The sequence below is a fragment of the Blastocatellia bacterium genome (assembly GCA_016713405.1).
GTDB lineage: Bacteria > Acidobacteriota > Blastocatellia > Chloracidobacteriales > JADJPF01 > JADJPF01.
The window spans coordinates 1-17889 of the sequence record JADJPF010000026.1 but is presented as its reverse complement, the minus strand read 5'-3'; the positions used below and the strand labels follow the sequence as shown (position 1 = coordinate 17889).

General features: G+C 34.9%; 33 protein-coding genes and 2 pseudogenes. 18 read left to right on the top strand and 17 right to left on the bottom strand.

Annotated elements, in window-relative coordinates; translation table 11 throughout:
* Positions 1-103, top strand: a 103-nt coding sequence (locus tag IPK14_25675) for an ABC transporter ATP-binding protein (GenBank protein MBK7996635.1), incomplete at its 5' end; no start/stop codon positions are given.
* A 1531-nt stretch (positions 104-1634) separates the two neighbouring features.
* Here the strand turns inward: IPK14_25675 and IPK14_25670 are convergent.
* From IPK14_25670 to IPK14_25650, 5 genes and pseudogenes are all read right to left on the bottom strand, one after another.
* Complete coding sequence (locus IPK14_25670) at positions 1635-2204, bottom strand: hypothetical protein (GenBank protein MBK7996634.1); 570 nt, start codon at positions 2202-2204, stop codon at positions 1635-1637.
* Between the two features lie 78 nt (positions 2205-2282).
* Positions 2283-2834, bottom strand: coding sequence for a hypothetical protein (locus IPK14_25665; protein ID MBK7996633.1), 552 nt, complete (start codon positions 2832-2834; stop codon positions 2283-2285).
* Positions 2835-2983: 149 nt separating this feature from the next.
* The gene (locus IPK14_25660) at positions 2984-3511 is read right to left on the bottom strand and encodes a hypothetical protein (GenBank protein ID MBK7996632.1); all 528 of its coding nucleotides are present in this window, start codon (positions 3509-3511) and stop codon (positions 2984-2986) included.
* A 72-nt stretch (positions 3512-3583) separates the two neighbouring features.
* Positions 3584-4156, bottom strand: a complete 573-nt coding sequence (locus tag IPK14_25655; GenBank protein MBK7996631.1) for a hypothetical protein — start codon at positions 4154-4156, stop codon at positions 3584-3586.
* Positions 4157-4354: 198 nt separating this feature from the next.
* Positions 4355-5032, bottom strand: a pseudogene (locus tag IPK14_25650) (hypothetical protein).
* A gap of 401 nt (positions 5033-5433) precedes the next feature.
* Here IPK14_25650 and IPK14_25645 point away from each other — a divergent pair.
* The 3 genes from IPK14_25645 to IPK14_25635 all read left to right on the top strand — a co-directional run bounded on the left by IPK14_25645 (position 5434) and on the right by IPK14_25635 (position 6878).
* On the top strand, positions 5434-5592 hold the full coding sequence (locus IPK14_25645) for a hypothetical protein (GenBank protein ID MBK7996630.1): 159 nt from the start codon (positions 5434-5436) through the stop codon (positions 5590-5592).
* Between the two features lie 187 nt (positions 5593-5779).
* Entirely contained in the window at positions 5780-6289 is a 510-nt protein-coding gene (locus IPK14_25640) for a hypothetical protein (GenBank protein MBK7996629.1), read from the top strand.
* 184 nt (positions 6290-6473) lie between these two features.
* Positions 6474-6878 carry a transcriptional repressor gene (locus tag IPK14_25635; protein MBK7996628.1) on the top strand — a complete coding sequence of 135 codons (405 nt, stop codon included), beginning with the start codon at positions 6474-6476 and terminating at the stop codon, positions 6876-6878.
* A gap of 104 nt (positions 6879-6982) precedes the next feature.
* On the opposite strand, the gene IPK14_25630 is transcribed toward IPK14_25635, so the two are convergent.
* The gene (locus IPK14_25630; GenBank protein ID MBK7996627.1) at positions 6983-7489 is read right to left on the bottom strand and encodes a cation diffusion facilitator family transporter; all 507 of its coding nucleotides are present in this window, start codon (positions 7487-7489) and stop codon (positions 6983-6985) included.
* Positions 7490-7558: 69 nt separating this feature from the next.
* Positions 7559-7777: a hypothetical protein gene (locus IPK14_25625; GenBank protein ID MBK7996626.1), complete on the bottom strand. Its 219-nt coding sequence runs from the start codon at positions 7775-7777 to the stop codon at positions 7559-7561.
* 88 nt (positions 7778-7865) lie between these two features.
* Here IPK14_25625 and IPK14_25620 point away from each other — a divergent pair, with 88 nt between their 5' ends.
* A complete protein-coding gene (locus IPK14_25620; GenBank protein ID MBK7996625.1) occupies positions 7866-8171 on the top strand; it encodes a hypothetical protein in 306 nt (101 codons plus the stop codon).
* 19 nt (positions 8172-8190) lie between these two features.
* Here IPK14_25620 and IPK14_25615 read toward each other — a convergent pair whose 3' ends face one another.
* Positions 8191-8415 carry a hypothetical protein gene (locus IPK14_25615; GenBank protein MBK7996624.1) on the bottom strand — a complete coding sequence of 75 codons (225 nt, stop codon included), beginning with the start codon at positions 8413-8415 and terminating at the stop codon, positions 8191-8193.
* A gap of 518 nt (positions 8416-8933) precedes the next feature.
* Positions 8934-9143: a hypothetical protein gene (locus IPK14_25610; protein MBK7996623.1), complete on the bottom strand. Its 210-nt coding sequence runs from the start codon at positions 9141-9143 to the stop codon at positions 8934-8936.
* A 483-nt stretch (positions 9144-9626) separates the two neighbouring features.
* Between IPK14_25610 and IPK14_25605 the strand changes: the two genes are divergently transcribed.
* Genes IPK14_25605 through IPK14_25595 form a run of 3 tightly spaced genes read left to right on the top strand, consistent with a single transcriptional unit; the run spans position 9627 to position 10387 of the window.
* Positions 9627-9794 carry a hypothetical protein gene (locus IPK14_25605; GenBank protein MBK7996622.1) on the top strand — a complete coding sequence of 56 codons (168 nt, stop codon included), beginning with the start codon at positions 9627-9629 and terminating at the stop codon, positions 9792-9794.
* Positions 9769-10155: a universal stress protein gene (locus tag IPK14_25600; GenBank protein MBK7996621.1), complete on the top strand. Its 387-nt coding sequence runs from the start codon at positions 9769-9771 to the stop codon at positions 10153-10155. The genes IPK14_25605 and IPK14_25600 overlap by 26 nt, the downstream gene beginning before the upstream one ends.
* Positions 10127-10387 carry a universal stress protein gene (locus IPK14_25595; protein MBK7996620.1) on the top strand — a complete coding sequence of 87 codons (261 nt, stop codon included), beginning with the start codon at positions 10127-10129 and terminating at the stop codon, positions 10385-10387. The genes IPK14_25600 and IPK14_25595 overlap by 29 nt, the downstream gene beginning before the upstream one ends.
* 189 nt (positions 10388-10576) lie before the next feature.
* Here IPK14_25595 and IPK14_25590 read toward each other — a convergent pair whose 3' ends face one another.
* The 8 genes from IPK14_25590 to IPK14_25555 all read right to left on the bottom strand — a co-directional run bounded on the left by IPK14_25590 (position 10577) and on the right by IPK14_25555 (position 14336).
* Positions 10577-11068: an SUMF1/EgtB/PvdO family nonheme iron enzyme gene (locus tag IPK14_25590; GenBank protein MBK7996619.1), complete on the bottom strand. Its 492-nt coding sequence runs from the start codon at positions 11066-11068 to the stop codon at positions 10577-10579.
* Positions 11068-11262 (bottom strand): hypothetical protein, encoded by a 195-nt coding sequence (locus tag IPK14_25585; GenBank protein ID MBK7996618.1) that lies wholly within the window; start codon positions 11260-11262, stop codon positions 11068-11070. Before IPK14_25585 ends, IPK14_25590 begins: the two co-directional genes overlap by 1 nt.
* Complete coding sequence (locus tag IPK14_25580) at positions 11207-11467, bottom strand: tetratricopeptide repeat protein (protein MBK7996617.1); 261 nt, start codon at positions 11465-11467, stop codon at positions 11207-11209. Before IPK14_25580 ends, IPK14_25585 begins: the two co-directional genes overlap by 56 nt.
* Positions 11427-11717 (bottom strand): hypothetical protein, encoded by a 291-nt coding sequence (locus IPK14_25575; GenBank protein ID MBK7996616.1) that lies wholly within the window; start codon positions 11715-11717, stop codon positions 11427-11429. Before IPK14_25575 ends, IPK14_25580 begins: the two co-directional genes overlap by 41 nt.
* 557 nt (positions 11718-12274) lie before the next feature.
* On the bottom strand, positions 12275-12691 hold the full coding sequence (locus tag IPK14_25570) for a hypothetical protein (GenBank protein MBK7996615.1): 417 nt from the start codon (positions 12689-12691) through the stop codon (positions 12275-12277).
* A gap of 784 nt (positions 12692-13475) precedes the next feature.
* Positions 13476-13625, bottom strand: a complete 150-nt coding sequence (locus tag IPK14_25565) for a hypothetical protein (GenBank protein MBK7996614.1) — start codon at positions 13623-13625, stop codon at positions 13476-13478.
* 13 nt (positions 13626-13638) lie between these two features.
* Positions 13639-13842, bottom strand: coding sequence for a serine protease (locus IPK14_25560; GenBank protein MBK7996613.1), 204 nt, complete (start codon positions 13840-13842; stop codon positions 13639-13641).
* 98 nt (positions 13843-13940) lie between these two features.
* Complete coding sequence (locus IPK14_25555) at positions 13941-14336, bottom strand: hypothetical protein (protein ID MBK7996612.1); 396 nt, start codon at positions 14334-14336, stop codon at positions 13941-13943.
* Between the two features lie 501 nt (positions 14337-14837).
* On the opposite strand from IPK14_25555, the pseudogene IPK14_25550 reads away from it, so the two are divergent.
* From IPK14_25550 to IPK14_25505, 10 genes and pseudogenes are all read left to right on the top strand, one after another.
* Positions 14838-15155 (top strand): annotated as a pseudogene (locus IPK14_25550) (Ig-like domain-containing protein).
* Between the two features lie 97 nt (positions 15156-15252).
* Entirely contained in the window at positions 15253-15438 is a 186-nt protein-coding gene (locus tag IPK14_25545) for a hypothetical protein (GenBank protein ID MBK7996611.1), read from the top strand.
* A 158-nt stretch (positions 15439-15596) separates the two neighbouring features.
* Complete coding sequence (locus IPK14_25540; protein MBK7996610.1) at positions 15597-15776, top strand: hypothetical protein; 180 nt, start codon at positions 15597-15599, stop codon at positions 15774-15776.
* A gap of 111 nt (positions 15777-15887) precedes the next feature.
* On the top strand, positions 15888-16148 hold the full coding sequence (locus tag IPK14_25535; GenBank protein ID MBK7996609.1) for an IPT/TIG domain-containing protein: 261 nt from the start codon (positions 15888-15890) through the stop codon (positions 16146-16148).
* On the top strand, positions 16108-16353 hold the full coding sequence (locus IPK14_25530) for a hypothetical protein (protein ID MBK7996608.1): 246 nt from the start codon (positions 16108-16110) through the stop codon (positions 16351-16353). Before IPK14_25535 ends, IPK14_25530 begins: the two co-directional genes overlap by 41 nt.
* A gap of 41 nt (positions 16354-16394) precedes the next feature.
* The gene (locus IPK14_25525) at positions 16395-16607 is read left to right on the top strand and encodes a hypothetical protein (protein ID MBK7996607.1); all 213 of its coding nucleotides are present in this window, start codon (positions 16395-16397) and stop codon (positions 16605-16607) included.
* Between the two features lie 184 nt (positions 16608-16791).
* Positions 16792-16953 (top strand): hypothetical protein, encoded by a 162-nt coding sequence (locus IPK14_25520; GenBank protein ID MBK7996606.1) that lies wholly within the window; start codon positions 16792-16794, stop codon positions 16951-16953.
* Between the two features lie 104 nt (positions 16954-17057).
* On the top strand, positions 17058-17207 hold the full coding sequence (locus IPK14_25515) for a hypothetical protein (protein ID MBK7996605.1): 150 nt from the start codon (positions 17058-17060) through the stop codon (positions 17205-17207).
* Between the two features lie 311 nt (positions 17208-17518).
* Positions 17519-17731 carry a hypothetical protein gene (locus tag IPK14_25510; GenBank protein ID MBK7996604.1) on the top strand — a complete coding sequence of 71 codons (213 nt, stop codon included), beginning with the start codon at positions 17519-17521 and terminating at the stop codon, positions 17729-17731.
* 8 nt (positions 17732-17739) lie between these two features.
* A partial coding sequence (locus tag IPK14_25505) for a hypothetical protein (protein MBK7996603.1) occupies positions 17740-17889 on the top strand: 150 nt, incomplete at its 3' end.

The following is a 17889-nucleotide window of genomic DNA, read 5'->3' as shown; positions in this document are numbered from 1 at the left end:
ACTTGCTCAAGCAATTGCTCATAATCCAGAAGTTTTAGTCTTAGACGAGCCGCTTAATGGACTTGATCCAGTGGCACGCGCTGAAGTTATCGCTATTTCGTGATCTATCTGCCCAAGGAATGTATTTGGTTGTTTCTAGCCATATTTTTGCATAAGTTGATATGATGTCGGATAGAGTTGGCGTAATTAATAATGGCTATATTGTTGCTGATTGAACACTCGCGGGGTACGTAACAATGTAGGGACACTCTACAAATTTTAATCACTTTGATCGTCCATCAATACTAGCAGCAAAGGTTTTCCAGCAAGACCATATAGTTGAGGCGACTTCACAAAGACCGACAAGGACTATTTATTAAAACTATCCATCCTGAAGAGTTTTACTTGAACTTTTAATAAAATAGTGCTGGAAGAACAACTAAAAATTGAGTCTATTCACCCTGTAGACGATGACTTAAATGCTGTCTACCAATATTTAATAGGGTCAGAGGGGAGCTAAGAAAAATGAGTTCTAAAGTAGAAGTTTATGGCTAGTAAGTTGAGAAAAGAAACGCCGTCACAGGGTCTATGGGGTCGTCAAATTTGGGCAATTTTTCGTAGCGAGTTAAAAGAATATTTTTAACCGTGGGGCTATTTTCTTCTATTTTTGGCTTTATTTCCTGTACTGCTTTTGCCTTTTCTTTTTGTCCCTTTTAATAAAAAAATATGGGCAATCAAATATTTTTTAATCAAATCTTTGTCCCAAGTCTTTAAGCACTTAGTTTAAGTCGTTCTATTTTTTGGTTGTAGTTGGCTATTTATTAATCTTTTTCGTTCTGAAGTTATGGACAAAAGCCTTCACTACTATTTTTAACTCCTGTCAGACGAGAACTTTTAGTGAAAGTAGCAAAAATATTTTTCTGCTGTAGTAATTTCTAGTGCATTATTTAGCGCAGTTAAAGCAATTTCCTATTTTTATCTACACTCCTCTAGGCTATAAATCAGGAATGCAATATTTTTTGAAGGCCAGGACTTAGCCAAGCTCTAGCTTACCTTGGAATTACTGTTTTAGGCTGTATTGGTTGTGGAGCAATATTTTTTGCTTTTTGGGCTATTTTCCGTAATCCAATTATTCCAGCAGTATTTTTATATGGTTGGGAAATGATTAATTTTTACTTCCACCAATACTAAAAAAAATTATCTATTATTTTTATTGCAATCACTAACGCCAATAAAATTATCTGTTGGCCCGTATGCAGTGTTGCTGAACCTGCATCACCTTGGATTGCAATCCCTAGTATGCTGCTTTTAACTACTTTTGTATTAATTGTTGCTTGTCTAAAGGTTCGTAAAATGGAAATTAGCTATGGTAATGAATAATAGCTACTAAATACAATCATACGTAGGGTTAAAACTCTACGCTACAAATATGTCGCCCCGTTGGGGTTTTTAAGAGATAAAGCCTCAGAAAATTTAGTTTACTCTGTACTAAATATTACTTTTGCTAGGTTTTTTGCTAGCTGTGATTGTTTCCAGCCTAGCCATAAACCTAGCATTAACTCATAAGATAGAAATTGGAACACCCACCCAAGCAATACCTGTTAAACCTAGTCCCTACCCAAGCTAGTAGTGCGTTTGACCAAGCACCTACTTGATCACCTGTTCGATAAATAAAAGTGTCTATAAAATTTTTGCCTTGTACTTATCTTCACGCTGCACAACGGTAAAAAGCACCTCTCTAACAGTCCCAAAATTGCATAATTGCTACTACGTCGCATTACTTGAAAGCCTGCAAAAATTGGAGCCATTGGCATAAGAGCCAAACCTGTAAAACCTAAAACGCTTAAAGTCGGCACTAAAATTAGAGCTAAACCAATGCCAAAACGCTGAATAAATCGGCCTGTAAAAAAAAATTGAGCTAAAACTGTTAGAGAATTTACTAGCAAGTCAAGTTTAGCTAAAAAAGCTTGTCTATCTCCTCGTGATTGAAATTCTGTTGCAACAATATGTGTTTGTTGAAAATAAAGAAATGTTGACCCAATGGTAAAAAGCAAAATATAGCAGCAAATGCCTAACAAATAAGTGGATTTAGCTGTGTGGCTAATTCCTGCTAAAACATTGCCCCCTATTGGTTGTTTAGTAAATTTTGGATCATCCTCTGATTTGCTAGAATCTTCTTCTAAGTCAAGAAGTTTTTGAAAATTTGTAGGGGAAAATTTGAACACAAAATAAGCCTAATAATAAAAGCAATAATGAAATTAAAAATAAATTTACAGTATTAATTCTTGTAGCTAAAAAAGCTGTTAATAATGATCCAAATAATGATCAAGCGTTCCACCACCAGCAATAAAGCCAAAAAGCCTTTTGCCTTGAGAAAAACTAAAAATATCTGCCATAAATGCCCAAAAAATAGACACTACAAAGAGATTAAAAACACTAATCCAAACAAAGAAAACACATCCAACCCAAAAAGCTTTTTTTTCTGGTAAAACACTAAAAAGCAAATAAAAAATAACTATATTAGTTGTAAAAAACAGATAAGTATAAGTAATAAATTTCTTTACAGGAAACTTGGTTACTAAGCTTGAAAAAATAGGACTAGCTACTAATGTAGCTACTAATGTTCCTGTAAATAACCAAGGTAAATTTCCAATACCATTAGCCGCGCCAATTTCATCTCGAATTGGCCTTAAAATAAAATAACTACTTAGAAGAAAGAAAAAATATCCACAAGCAAGCAGTAAGGGTTTAATTTCTTCTTGGGTGACATTAACTATTTTTTGTAAAATACTAGTAAAAGCACTTGGTTTGTCTATTTTATCTATGGCTGATATTTCAGCTATTTCTGTTTCCATAAGTTTTGTATTTGTGATTGATTAGTTTTTAACAAGAAAAGTGGCTATACATATAATTAATCAAGTAATGTTGACTTAAGTAATATGTATAGCCATCAAAACTACTAAATGTGATGTTTTAGGTTAGGAGAAGGCTACTTTTTATCATTTCAGTATTCCAGGCTAGTAATACCTCGGTTTCTCGTTTTTGGGTCTATTCCTGAACGGAGTTTAGCTTGTCTATCTGCTGGCAATGCCTTAAACCAATCTAGCGTATCTTTAGCAGTAACAGCTAGAGGACGAAAAGTTAGACCCTTGTTTATAGCTTTAGAAATATTTACTTGTGCAAAGCCTTTATATTCACCAATTGGAGGCACCCAAACAGGCATATCCGACCAAGGTTGAACTTTATGTTGTTCTAAAAAATTGGCATCAACCCAAGTAAATTTAACATCTGCTGTGGTTACTGCCTTAATACCATAAAGCATTTCAGCTATAGAAAGCTTTGTTTTAGGCCCAACAGCGTTATAAATACCTACATTTCCATCCTCAACCATTCTAATGCACCATTCGCCCAAATCACGAGCATCAACAATTTGGACTGGATCAGTAGGATCGCTATGGAGCAAAATTTCTCCACCTCTATCAATTCTTAGGGGCCAATAAGAAAATCTGTCTGAATAGTCGCTATGGGCCAACTATTAAACCTGGGCGAATGATGGTAGTCCGACCCGGAAACCCTTTTTCGGCCTCAGCTTCGAACATTGCTTTTAGCGAATATAGTTTGGCAGAACATTTTTCTGGTTCAGGATCTTTTGTAGTAGCAAGCTCAGCAGTTTCATCCATCCCCACTTTACTAGCATCAGCATAAACAGAAATAGTAGAGATAAATACATACTGCTTAGTAGAATTTTTAACACAGCAACAACATCTCTCACCCAAGAAGGCTTTGTTGTAGGATTATCAATTACTACATCCCATTCTCGCCCTTGAAGTGATTTTAAGTCTCCTGTATTGCGATCCCCTTGGAGATGTTCAACTTGGGGAAATAGATCAGGTCTCGTTTTACCACGATTAAATAAAGTAACTTTATGCCCACGATCTAAAGCATATTGAACTTGATAAGGGCCTATTAAGCCTGTACCACCAAGAATTAAAATTTTTAACGGCTTTACATTGGTTTGTGTCTTACTTGCAGATTCTGTTTTTGTAGGTTGACTTGGACTAACAGTTTTATTTGTTGCTTGGCTAGCTTCTTGTCCTAGAGATGATTTTGCTCCAACAATAGCAGCACCTCCAGCAAGAACAGAATTTCTTAAGAAATTACGCCTAGTGTGTGACATAAATCTTCCTTCTTAGATTTTAAAGTAACTATATTTAACATAATTAGCAGTTACTATGCCAAACATATTTATTTTGTTTAATTTATTGTAATTACTAGCTTTAGCATTTTTCTAACTAATTAGATATAAATTAGTTAGTTTTTGAAGTGTCCGTTTTTGAAAATTTCTTTTCCCATTATTAGTAAAGCTAACAAAACGCTAGTGTTTTTTCTCAAACTTAAATGGCAAAGAAACTAGTTTGACCAAATCTTCAGCTATTTCTGAGTGTCTTGTGTTATTGCTAGCTAAAATTCCATTATAAATATTTACTTCCTTGGCTGTGTAATCTATTGGCGAGCCAGTAAAATCTGTTACTTTACCGCCAGCACCGCTTAAAATAGCGTCTGGTGCGCATAAATCCCAAAGTTTATAGCCAGGCGATGGGCTAAACATAAGCTCTGCATCAGCACTAGAAATTAAACCTAGCTTGATTCCTCCGCTACCTGAAATAATTTCTTGTGTAATTCCAAAGTGTTTAAGTATATCTGCTAGTTTACCGCCTCTATGAGAACGGCTAACAACTGTTCGCATTTCTGCAAAATTATTTATATCTGAAACCTTTAAGATTTTTTCTTGCCCAGAGTGATTTAAGTAAGATTCTTGGCGTGTTCCCCACCAAAAGCGGTTTTCTGTAGGTTGATAGACGGCTCCAGCAACAGCTTGTTTTTTTACTACCAGTCCAATCATTACAGAAAATTCCCCGTTACGTGCTAAAAATTCTTTTGTCCCATCTAATGGGTCAATTAGCCAAAATCGTTCTGACTTAAGACGCTCTACACTATCTGGTGATTCTTCTGAGACTAATAAATCCTGTGGAAACTCCTTAGCTAATTCTTTAGAATAAACTCACTTATAGCTTGATCAGCAATAGTAACAGGCTCATCCTGGTTTTAAGTTAACTGTTGAATCCTAGAATAATACTCTAGTAAAAGCTTTCCCGCCTCTAAAGCAATTTTTTTAGCAATTTTGGCTTCATTAATAAAATTTTCCATAAAACACCCTGCTTTGTGTAAGTTAAAACTTGGAGAATATAGCTATTTTTTTCTCTTTTGAATAGAGAAGTAAAGAATTTAGTTTATAGCTTAGCTAGTTTTACTAGTAAATTAAATAGTATTGTAGGCAATCTTAGTGCGACTAAAATCAACTAACTTCAAGACTTGCAAAATTTGGTTTAATTTAGTAGTATCGAGTTTACACGAAAAATTCAATTTAAGGGTTTTTATTCTAGGAGGTAAGTCATGCGTTGGATTATTTTAACGCTCGGTTTAATTTTAAGTCTCAGTCTTCCTGTTTTTGCCCAAGGATCTAAAACTTTAACTAATGATGATTTTCCATCTGGACAACGTTCTGATGCTAAAACAACAGAAGAAAAGATAAAGAAAAGAATTAGCTGCTAAAGATACGGAAGGTAAGGATAAAGACGGAAAGAGGATAAAGATAGTAAAGATGGAAAAGAGGATAAAGATCCTGCCAAGGCTGCACAAGCTAAAAAGAACAAGATTGGCAAAAGAAATATGCTGAAGTAGAGAAAAGAATAAAGAATTAGACCAACAAAAAACTCAACTTGAATTATCTGTCCAACAAATGCGTAATAGATTACGCGCAGGCGGCGGTAATCCACAAGATTTTGATGCCCTTTCCGAACAACTTAGACAAGCTGAAAACAACTTAAAATCTTTAAATAGCAAATATGATGAAACTCAAAAATCTTTAGACAGCTTTAAGCAAGAAGGAGAATCCTCTGGCTATAAAGCTAAGAAAGAAGAAATTCCTAAAACTGATAAAGATGGACGACCTAATCCAACTTATTACACTAAAACCTACAGAGACTTATCAGAAAAGCAACGTATGGCGGAAAGCAAAATTCAGCTTTATCAAAGCCGAATTAATGAAGCCCAACAACGTGCTTTACAAGGTCGTTCAAATAATGGCAACAGAGTAGGAAACCCTTATTACACAGATCCAGAAACAAAAAGAATTCTTGAAGAAGCACAAAGAGAAATGCAAAAAGTACAAGAAGATTTGCAAAAATCAGGTGCAGCACTACAAGAATTACAACGAGATGCTAGAACTAAAGGTGTGTCAATTAAGTAATATTTACTAAAAATATTTAGAGTAATAAAGCCACTAGAAAATTAAATTTATTCTCTAGTGGCTTTATTGCTAATATCAATGCTTTAAAGATTAATTTTTATTTTAACCTATTGAAATTAATTATTTTGCAATCTTGCAAAATGTCTCTTGACTTAAATTTTAGAACTATTCTAATATCAAATTTATGAAATACCAACTTACTTCGCATCGCAAAACAGTTTTTGATGTAGTAAAAGCTAGTATGGATCACCCTACAGCGCGACAAGTCTTTGATCGTGCAATACAAAAATCTCCACGTCTTAGCTTTGCTACAGTTTATAACTCACTTAAGTACTTATCTGATCATGGTTTAATTAAACAAGTTTCTTTTGGTGAAGATTATGTTCGTTATGATGGTATGTTAAGCCGACATGACCATTTATTTTGCCGCAATTGCCACCAAGTAACAGATTTAATGGATTTAACAATTCCATCAACTAGCAATTTTTCGCTACCTTTAGGATTTAAGGTAGAAGAGGTTTCCTTAAAAATAACTGGTTTATGTCAGAATTGCCAAAAACTTGATATTCTTGAAGAGCAGCTTGCTTAAGTCATTTTATTTATTGTAATTACTTGCTAGGCTCAAAATGTATCGTTATTGCTACGCGGCCAAATTGGTCTTTAAGTTTTCTTTCTATTTGTTCTGTTACTTCATCAGGCTTTCTCTAAACTTTCTGGCATAACAATTATAACCATTTCCACAAATAATGCCCCAGGTTTACCACGAGAGCGAATGTTATTACAGTATTTTACCCCTGACACAGTAAGAGCAAGTTTTTCTATTTCGCTTGAATCAAGACTAGCAGCATCAACTAAAACAGGAATGGTTTGACGAAAAATTTGATAACTTTGATAAGCAATAAACCCTGCAATAGCAAGCGCAAAAACCGCATCTATTTGACCATATCCAAACCAACTAAAAAGTAAACTTAGTATTACTGACAATGTAACATAGACATCTGACATTGTATGCCCAGCATCAGCTATTAACAAATGACTATTAAGTTGTTTTCCTTGATTTGCTTCATATTTAGCTACAAAAATATTAATAACAATTGTTAAAAGCATCATTAAAAAAGTGCTTTTTCCAATATTAGTAACAGGTGTTTGTCCTGACATAATTTGTTGTATAGCTCGGCTAGAAATTTCAAAACAAGTCACAGAAAGAAAAGCAGCAATTGAGAAGCTCCTAAAGTCTCAAATTTATCATGCCCGTAAGGATGTTCTTTATCAGGTGGTGCTGAAGCATAACGAATAATTAATATTCCCTACTATATTATTTGCTGCATCCATTGAAGAATGAATAGTATCTTTAAGAACAGTTAATGAAGAAGTTAACCAACTTGTAACGCCTTTTATAATTACTACTACTATATTTAGTAGCAAAATAATCAATAAAACTCGCTCAACTTTTTGTGAATAATTATTTTTACTAGAGATTGCTGACACTTGTTTTACTCCACCATTAAACACTTAATTTAATTATTATTTAGGAATGGCAGTTGCGTAAAGAGTAAGTAGGAAAGGAGGTAGAGTTATGAAAAAGCAAAATACTCCTATTCTAATAAAAACCTTAGAAAACGATTTTGTTTTAGAACAAAATTCCTTAGCTAAACTAGTAAAAGAACGCAAAAAAATTCGAGCTTTGTTAGTAGTTGAGCCTTATGCTGATAACTGGCCTTATATAAATCCGATGACAGCCAAAATGCGTGCGCAACTGCTCCATAAACTACGTTTAGTTGATGAAGCAATACTTAAGGCAAAGGAGGAGAAAAACCTAAATAAAAAGCTAAAAAAAGTTAAACCAATTAAACCTTTAGAAAGCCTTGCTAAAGCTAGCTAAAATATTGTAAACACTGTATTTATTCATTTACAATAGGATGGCTATTTTCTGATGGTGTTTCGTTACTATTAGACATTCTAATTACGCCTGTAGCATCTACATAAAAACTATGATTACCTGTTCTATCATTGCCTTGAGCTATTATTGGTATTGCAATCACAACAAAATCAGCTAGATTTGCTTGATCTGCATCTTTCTTAAAAACCAAGAACTTATAGCCATTTTTAGGACTACCATCACCCACACATTTAAACCGTTAACTTCCATAGGCCCAACTCCAGCAGCATTTGCTAAAACTGGATCAATCAACTCATTTTGAAAATTTCTTCAGCCGATCCAAAGTTACCATCACCTACACCCGCTTGATAAGTAGCCTGAACTGAATGAAATAGCCTCATAGCTTCTATTGCCTGTTGTTCATTTTGTAGCTATTTCAAATTCTCTACCTTTTACAGTAATTATTCCTCTTCTCTCAAGTAACTTAACAATGGCTATGTCATTTCTAATAAGAGATTTTAAAGACATAGTTCTTATGTAATTTATGCCTATATTTCTATCTAATAATAAATTTACCATTGTTGTATTATTTGATGATAAAGCAGCTTTATTAAATCTTTCTCAATTTCTCGTTCTAAAAAACATCTATGGGAAATAAATCTAAAGAAGCCCTAAAATAGCAACTTGTCCTCTACTTACTGATGAGAAAGTATTTTCGAGAATCATTTCTTTTTGCTCATCTCATCAACAAAATCTAATTTGGTATTAACAAATAATCGAACTACATCTATATCCCCCCGTATATACAGCCTTTTGAAAAGCACTTCTTGTATATTCAATACCCATTTCTTGCAAGGTTTTTTGGGCATCACTAGGTTCTTCTTGGGGCTTTTGTCCATAAATTGTTGCTGAACAGTAACAAAGAATAATACCTATTAATATTACTGCATAGATTTTATGTATTATAGTTTTCATACTTTATACTCCAAACGTAATTAATATTTCCAGCAACACTTTTTTGATAATAAAACAATTTATAAAAATTCGATAGATTAATTATTGAAAAATTACTCAAAGCTATGGGAAAAAAATCACATTTAATAGCATTAAACTTAATTAATTTTAATGGATGGATAGGAAAATCATACAATTACTAACTCATTTATAATAAAGAAATTATATTTTGTTTATCTTAATTTGTTCTTTCTAAATTATTTCTTTTTATAATTTTTCCAACCAATTTTTATCTTGGAACACCTATTGCGTAAGCAGTTATTCAAAGCCGATGAAAGGGGGTCGCCAAAGAGCGAAAGTAAATTATGTCAACAACAAAATCGCAAACTTATCCATCAATATCACTGCCCAAAGCCAGCATTAAACGCATTTTATGTGCTAGCTCACTTACTCCCGAATCTGATCAAGCTTTAGACTATGCTTTATTACTAGCACGTTCATACAGTGCCAAACTCTTTTTTTTTACTCTATAGAAAATTTGATGAAACAAATGACGCTGCTTATATTGATGTAGAAACTAATTTTACTAAATCTCTAGCTGCTTATTTAAGTCCTTCAGATGTTCCAATTCCAGATTGGGAAGTAATTGTTAGCCAAGGGAGATCCAGCTAATAAAATTGTTTCCACTGCAATAGAACAAAGAAATAGATTTAATTGTTATGCTCTCACGCCGTCGCCCATTAGCAGCCGCCTGCTTGGTTCTACAACCGAAATAGTTTGTAAAGTTGCTCCCTGTCCTATATTGGTAATTCATCCAAATGAAAAATCCTGGGTTAATGATGAAACTGGCAAAGTAGAGCTTTCACGCATTTTAGTAGGATGTGATTTCTCTAAATATTCTAAACAAGCTTTTTCTTATGCTTTAGAATTTGCAAAAACTTATGGCTCATCAATAGATTTACTACATACTTTACCTAAAAATATTTCTACTGGTTCTCCTGTTTTTGGTAATCCTGTACATCAAAGTATATGAATCATATGGAGCAATTAATTCAGAGACAGACAAAGAGTTAAAAATTACTCGTTTTGTTGCTGAAGGAGAGCCTTACCAAGAATTGTTAGATCATATAGAAGAAAGAAATGTGGATTTAGTTTGTATTGGCGCACATGGTAGGGACTCTAAGAAAGAATATTTATTTGGTACAACTACAGATAAAATCTTACGTGCGGCCAAATGTCCTGTTTTAGTAACTAGGTATTATTAAACTGTAGTACTGCTAATGTTTTAGTTTTCCTCTGATAAGGTTTATTGTTCATAGTGCCTCTTGTTAAGTCCTTGGGTGGAGATTAACCAATTCCAAGGACTTGTTTGTAGTTATTTAATTTCCTAGCACTAATTACATCGAAAACCTATATTTGGATAATCCTGCTTTTCTGCTACAGCTCCACTTCGACTAGCTCCATCTTGCGTGGAAGACTATCATAGCTCCTCCTCGAACAACCCAAAGTTCAGCAGTAATAACAGCTTTGCCATTTGGGTAAACTTTTAGCGGCTCATCTATCCATTCTGCAACATTGCCTAACAAATCAGCTACACCTTCAGGGCTATTTCCTTGTGTAAAACTTCCAACATTAGCTAGTCGTCCTTCTGCTGCCTTAACATTAGCTAAATTAGTTTTCCACTCATCACCCCAAGGAAAATTTCTTCCCTTTGCTCCTCGTGCAGCTAGCTCCCATTCTGCTTCTTTAGGAAGTCGATAAGCAAAACCTGTTTTTTTAGCTTTCCATTCAGCAAAAGCTTTTGCATCCATTAAGCTTATACCTGTTACAGGCATTTTTTCTGTACCTGGCTTTGGGCTGTCGCTAGTCCAAATGCTTGGAGCAATATGCTTAGTATCTTTAATAAATTCTAAGTAATCTTGATTAGTCACCTCAAATTTATCCATTAAAAAAAACCTTCTACAATAACGCTATGGACAGGCAGATCTAGAACATTATCACTACGTCCCATTGTTAATGTTGCACCGTCAATATAAGCCATATCTAAAGCACCAGCTAAGTTTTGATAAGCTTCCCGGTAAATTTTAGGTTGGGATAAGTTTGTAGCTTGACGAAAGTTTTGATTGCTGCTTCTTTTCATTTTTACCTAATAAAGCTAACCCTAATTCATTGTAAATCTCAGCATTATTAGCATTTAAGTTAAGAGCTAGATTTAAGCACTGGACAGCCTTTTCATAGTAAGTAGCTTTTACATAGCCCGCCCTGGCATTAACTGTAGCTGCCAATCTTTGGGAGAAATAGCAATTAGCGACTCGAAGGCTCAATTGCGGCTTTTGACGACTCATAATCACCTTGTCCAAAACGAGCAGTAATTTCCCCTTTACGACGAGCTAAATAATCATCTTGCTCTATTAAGCTAAATATACTACTAAGAAGTATTAGGACTAAACTAACTAAACTAGCAACAACTGTTCGTGCCATTTGAGTTGCAAGATAGGTCGCCAAAAGCCAAGCTAGAGCAGTTGCAAGAATAACCAAAGGAAAACTAATCTGCATGGTCAAAGTACGAGCGTAAACTTGACCATTTATTCCCATTAAAAATATAAGTAAATAAAAGTATTAGCAAACCCTGAACCAACACTGGCTACAGCATATTCTCGTCTCATATTTGAAGTAGCTTGTTGTTTTAAGCGGCTAAAATTAACTGCTAGATCTTTACCTAAAACTTCTCTGCTTGGCTTGCAGATTCAATAATTTCATAAAAATGCTTTGTCTTTAATTTTTCCTGTAATTTTTTGACACTGTTATTTACTACAACTAAAGCACTTGCAGAATTAGGTGTATGGCGAAAAGCATCTGAAAGTAGCTCTAAAGCGTTAAGAAAATAATTTGCTGCTAGCTGTTCTGCTGCTAGCTGGGATAACTTTTTATCATATTCAGAAATTGGACTAGTACGAGAATAAATCTTTTTATCCGACCCAATAACCCAAAGTTCATATTCTTTTCTTCAAACTATAACTTAAGTAATAGCTGGACATCGACGAACGAAATAGAATGCTTGCTAATGTGAATTTGTTCAGAGCTATTTTTCACTAAATATTTAGTTGCTAAATCTAAAATTGGATTGCGTAGGTCTAAGTGGTTAATCTCATTTATAGGTTTGGCGTTAACAAATTGTTCGCCTTCTGGACGAAAAACAAATATGTTTTCTTCGGTTGGAGAAAAGTTTTTTTGTATAAAATCAGGAAAATTTGGTGGAAAACATTTGTTTGGGCAGATTGTAATTGATAGCTAATTTTGAGGTTAAGAAAATTTAAGAGTTCACCTTTGCCGCTACATTCTTTACAAACAACTTGACGCTTACCTTGGCAAGTTGAACAAATGGCTAGACCTTCTCGACAATATCCACAAATAGCAATGCCTACACCGCGACATTGACCACAATCTATAAGGCGTTGACCTTGGGTAATTTGCCCTTTTCCATCACAAATAAGGCAATTAAACTGGTATTTCCCCTGACATTCTTTACAAGCAACTTGTCCTGAACTACGACAGGCTAAACACCACATTTCGCCCTGTCGGTGGCAACCTGGCACTCTACGCGCTCACGGGACGCAGTTATTTCTTGCTCTAAAGTGTTAGATTGATAAGTAGCAGGAGCATAACTTTTACTTGCCAAACTGCAACTGATCAGCTTTTTACAGGCGTATTTACTGGTAATGCTTCACCAAAATAAGGTTTTTGTTTTGCTATAACTTCTCTATTTTCTAATAAATATCTAATATCTATTAAATAAATAGGTCGTTCTTCAACCGCTAAAACCTCAATATCTGTTCCAAAGGTTAAATATTCATGATGAGGAATACTTACAGCCCATTGATTAATCAGCGACCGAAGTTTGCCTATTTCGCCTTCATCAGTAATTTTATAGGTTTCAAAAATTAGTTCTGTGTTTACTTTTGGTGTGGCTTTTAGGGAAAGCTATCAGGTGTTTTTAGTTCTGTTTGGTCAATATTTAGAGTGTCAAAAGTATCATCTACAACCGGAGCAGCATTAAGTAAGCCTTTTACAATTTTAAATTAGCTCTAGTTTTTGTGCTGCTTGAGTGCGTTTAACAGGAATTTTAGTAACACTTGACAACGTGCTTCTTGGTGAGCAAGTATTTTTTCTAGTTCCTTTTCAGAAAGGTTTTCGCGGCAAGCCTAGCCGGTCAAAATAATCTGGGGCAATTGAAAGCCTATTATTTACTAACTATGGATTTAAGTTCATTAATATTAATTGCTGGCCCAATGGATTCACTATCTCTTACTTTAGCAGTAACTATGCCTATAACCTTACCGCTACGACGTGAAATCATTGGCCTTTCAAATTTCCATGATTTATTGCTGCATTGGTTTGTAACATACTAACATTAGAAATATTTCGAGTGCTGCTTATAATTCCTGTAGATAAAGTAACTTCTACACCAAGTTTAGTGCCTAATGGATAGCCTAAAATAACCACATCATCACCTAAACTAGCAGTAAAATTTTTCCTCTAAATCTAAAATAGGATAATTTCCTGTTTCTCGAAAACGTAAAATGGCTAAGTCCTTTTTTGTATCACAATTAATAGCATCAACAAGATAAATCTTTTCACTATTATTAAGCTTAACTGCTATTTCTTGCCAATCTTCAATAACATGACAATTAGTAACAAATAGCCCATCATTTGTAATCATAAATCCAGAGCCAGAACTTATTTTATTTTTGCAGGAGTTTTACTAGTACCATTCCAACTGCTGGCAAAGCACTTTCAAGTATTGTTGCAATAGGTGAATTACTGCTTATTTCTGTTTTTAGCTAAAGGTGTTGGGTTGCTAATTGGGTTATTGATTGATGAGGGTATTGGAGAAGGTGTATTTATTTTATTTTCAACTGAAGTTTTAATAGTTTTTTGTTTACCAACAATAGGTTGATTATCTTCTTTTACTCGAATACTTTGCGCTTCGTTGCTTGTGCCAGGCGTTTCGTCCCAGACTCTAAAAACAAAAATTGATAGAGCTAAAAAAACTAGCATTGCAAATCCCGCAACTATAGGAACAATATAAACTGCATTAGGCAAAGTATTTTTGCCTTCTGTCAACTCATCAGCATTTGACTCACCTAAAGCAAAGTCGTCTGTTTGTTTAGTTGAATGTAAGTTTAAATAATCATCTGGGTCATTTTTTGGCACAATTTTATCCTATTAAAATTTAAAGTATTGTGATTCTTTTGCCCAATCTTTTATTTCTTTTGCTAATTTGAATAAATAGCATTTTTTATTTATATCTTTAACTAAACTACTCATTTGTTTTTATCCAAAAATCAGGTAATTTTCTATTACTGAGGTTACATTAAGATTTTTTTTGCCAAGTGTGATAAATAGCTACAAACTCAAAAACATTGCATAAATCCTAAAGAAAAGAGAGAATAAACCAGCATAAATACATTAGAAAAGATTTTAACAAGAAAAATTTTTTACTTGTTAATTTATTACCCCACTTATTACTTAGATAATTTTATTTATCTTGAGGATCTCACCATAGAGCCGAATTTTATTGCTTTTTTCTCTTGCCTAACAATAATTTGTTTGCTTGTTCCACAAAATACTTATCTATTCTCTAACAAATCACATAAAAGTTTAATTTTGCATTTCAACAAGCTTCTATAAAGTTGTTGGCCAAATAATGATCCTAACCCGGTTGTTAATGAAGCTAGCCACTTTAAGCTAACTGTATTAGATAATAATAATAGTCCAATTACTCAAAACCTGCGTTTTGAGTCTGACAGCCCAGAAATTGCAATTGTTGATCAAACGGGTATGGTGACAGGCTTACAGCAAGGTTACGCAACTATTACGGTTCAAAGCCCTATGGGAAGAGTGTCAAACTTTGTTGCTGTGGCAAGAGTCAACAAAGCAAAGGGGCGAAAAGTTCCAGGTGATACAAAAGTAGGCTCAGATGGTTCTATTTATATTAGCGATCCAAATAACCATGTAATCTTAAAAAGATAATAGCAATGCTGATATAACTGTTTTTGCTGGACAATCAGGAACGCGTGGAAAGCTCGATGGGCAAAGGACACAAGCCCAATTTGCTGGCCCGCTAGGTGTGGCTGTAGATAATCGTCCTCAAGGCGGTATTTACATTGCCGACACGCTAAATAATAGCATTAGAAAAGTAGATTTTAGTAATAATGTAGTCTCTGTCTTAGGTAATGGCTCAATAGGAACAATGTCAAATGATATAACTACTTTTTCTCAAACAGTTTTAGAAATCCTCAAGGTATCGCGCTAGCTAATGGAGGGAAATCTAGTAATTGCTGATACTGGAAATAAGCAATTTATTTAGCTGATTTTGGTAAACAAGAAGTCCGCCTGCTAGCTGGTAGTCCTGGCAACGCTGGAAAAGCCGATGGTCAAGGTCGTCAGGCTCTTTTTAACCGTCCTGTAAGCGTGTCGGTTAATCCTGCAAAAACTTCATTTTTTGCTAGTAGTACAAGCGAAGTTATCTTTGTTGCCGATGCTGGAAATAATGTAATTCGCTCTGTTAGTTTTACGGGTGAAGTTAAAACCATTGGCCCGATTGCAAATACTTCAATAAATCCTCTTGTAGATAATGAATTTACCCTTTAATAACCTTCAATCAATTAGCTTAGATACTATGGGAAATATTTATGTTGTTGATCAAACAGGAGTTAAAGTTATTACTAACCTGTAAATCAATCACAACGTCAAATGATTTCTTTGGCTCAACCTGGCATTAGTTTTGGACAAGCAACTAGTGTAGTAGTTCAAGCGACACGCGCTTTTGTACTTGATAACAATGCGGTTAGCGAAGATGAAGCTGTTAAAGTTGTCACCATTGGCGCACCAAAAATAGATAATTTAAGCCGCACTCAAGCGCGAATAGAAGGCGGCGAAGAAATAATCATAACAGGTAGTAATTTTGCTCCTGACACCCAAGTTGTGCTGGGAGAATCAGCTAATTACAGATTTAACTGTTGAAACTGCTCGACGTATTCGTATTCGTGTTGCAAGTCAACAATCTGCTGGAGATCGCACTCTAACTGTCCAAACTCGCGGAGGAATGGATCAAAAACGATTTACCATTTTACCTAAACCAATAACTGAACTTGCTACAGGTGAAATTACTACTATTGCTGGCGGACTTATCTTGGTGATGGTGGTCAAGCAGTTAGTTCTGAAGTAGCATTAAGCGCGTTAAGCATAGCTTTAGATGATGTTGGCAATATGATTATTGCTGATGATTTGAATAATCGCATCCGCAAAGTTGATGTAAACACTGGAGTTGTTACAACAATTGCTGGTAGTGGTCGATCAGACTTTAGCGGCGATGGAATGTTAGCAACCATAGCAAGCTTAAACTCCCCTCAAAGCGTGGCAATTGATATAAATGGCAATATTTTTATTATGACACTAGCAATAATCGTGTCCGTAAAATAGATGCTAATACTAATAATATTACTACTATTGCTGGTAATGGAGTTGCTGCATTTGATGGAGATAATGGAGTCGCAAGCAATGCTTCTTTGACACGCCAACAAGCGTTGCGATTGATAAACAGGGCAATATTTTTTATTGCTGATTCAGGTAATAACCGAATCCGAAGAGTTGATAGGTAACTAACATAATTACTACTGTAGTAGGTAATGGTGGATCTGATTTTAGCGGCGACAGTGGGCCAGCCCTCCAAGCCTCACTTAGTTTTCCTATAGGCATTTTCCTGGATGACAAAAATAATTTACTAATTGCTGATTCATTTAATAATCGAATCCAAAAGTTGATGTAGTACAGGTAATATTGCTAACATTGCTGGTACAGGAGATGCTGATTATAACGGCGATAATATTTTAGCAACTAGGAGCAAGCCTAAATTTTCCTAGTTTTGCTACTATGGATAGCCTAGGTAATATTTTTATTAGTGATACAGATAATAGCAGAGTGCGTAAGATTGATATAAATACTGGAATGATTAGCACTGTAGCTGGAAATGGTCAAGACAGCGCAACTACAGACCGTATTCAGCAATTAATAGCACTATAAGACCAACAGAAGCTATTGCTGATGGATTTGGCAACCTATTTATTGCTGATCAAGATAATAATCGAATTCGTAGAGTTGATGCTAAAACTGGTTTAATTACAACAATTGCTGGCAATGGAAAGCTAATTTTGATGGTGATGGATCGGTTGCCACTAGTGCAGTGTTTATGCCTGTAGAAATAGCCTTGGATAATGATGGAAATTAGTTGATTGCAGACCGTTTGACTAGTCAAGTCCGCAAGGTTGATTTTAATACGGGTATTGTTACTAGTATGGCTGGTTGCCCTGAAATTGATTGTCCACTAGGAGATGGTGCGCAGCACGACAAAAGCTAAACTTTCACCTTTGGACATTGCTGTTGATAAACAAGGCGGTATTTTTATTGCTGATGGAGATGGTAATAGAGTCCGACAAATTGATAGAAATGGCATTATTACTACTATTGCTGGTAATGGTGAAGAGGGTTTTAGCGGGGATGGTGGACAGGCTACACAAGCAACCGGTTTTTTTTCCCTAATGGAGTAGCTGTAGACATAGATGGAAATATTTTAATTGCCGATTCTTTTAATAACCGTATTCGCAAAGTAAACGTAGCAACAAGAATCATTACAACAATTGGCGGTAATGGTAGCAGCAATTCAAATGGGGACGGCTCTTTAGCTACAAAGGCTGGGGTAACTTTC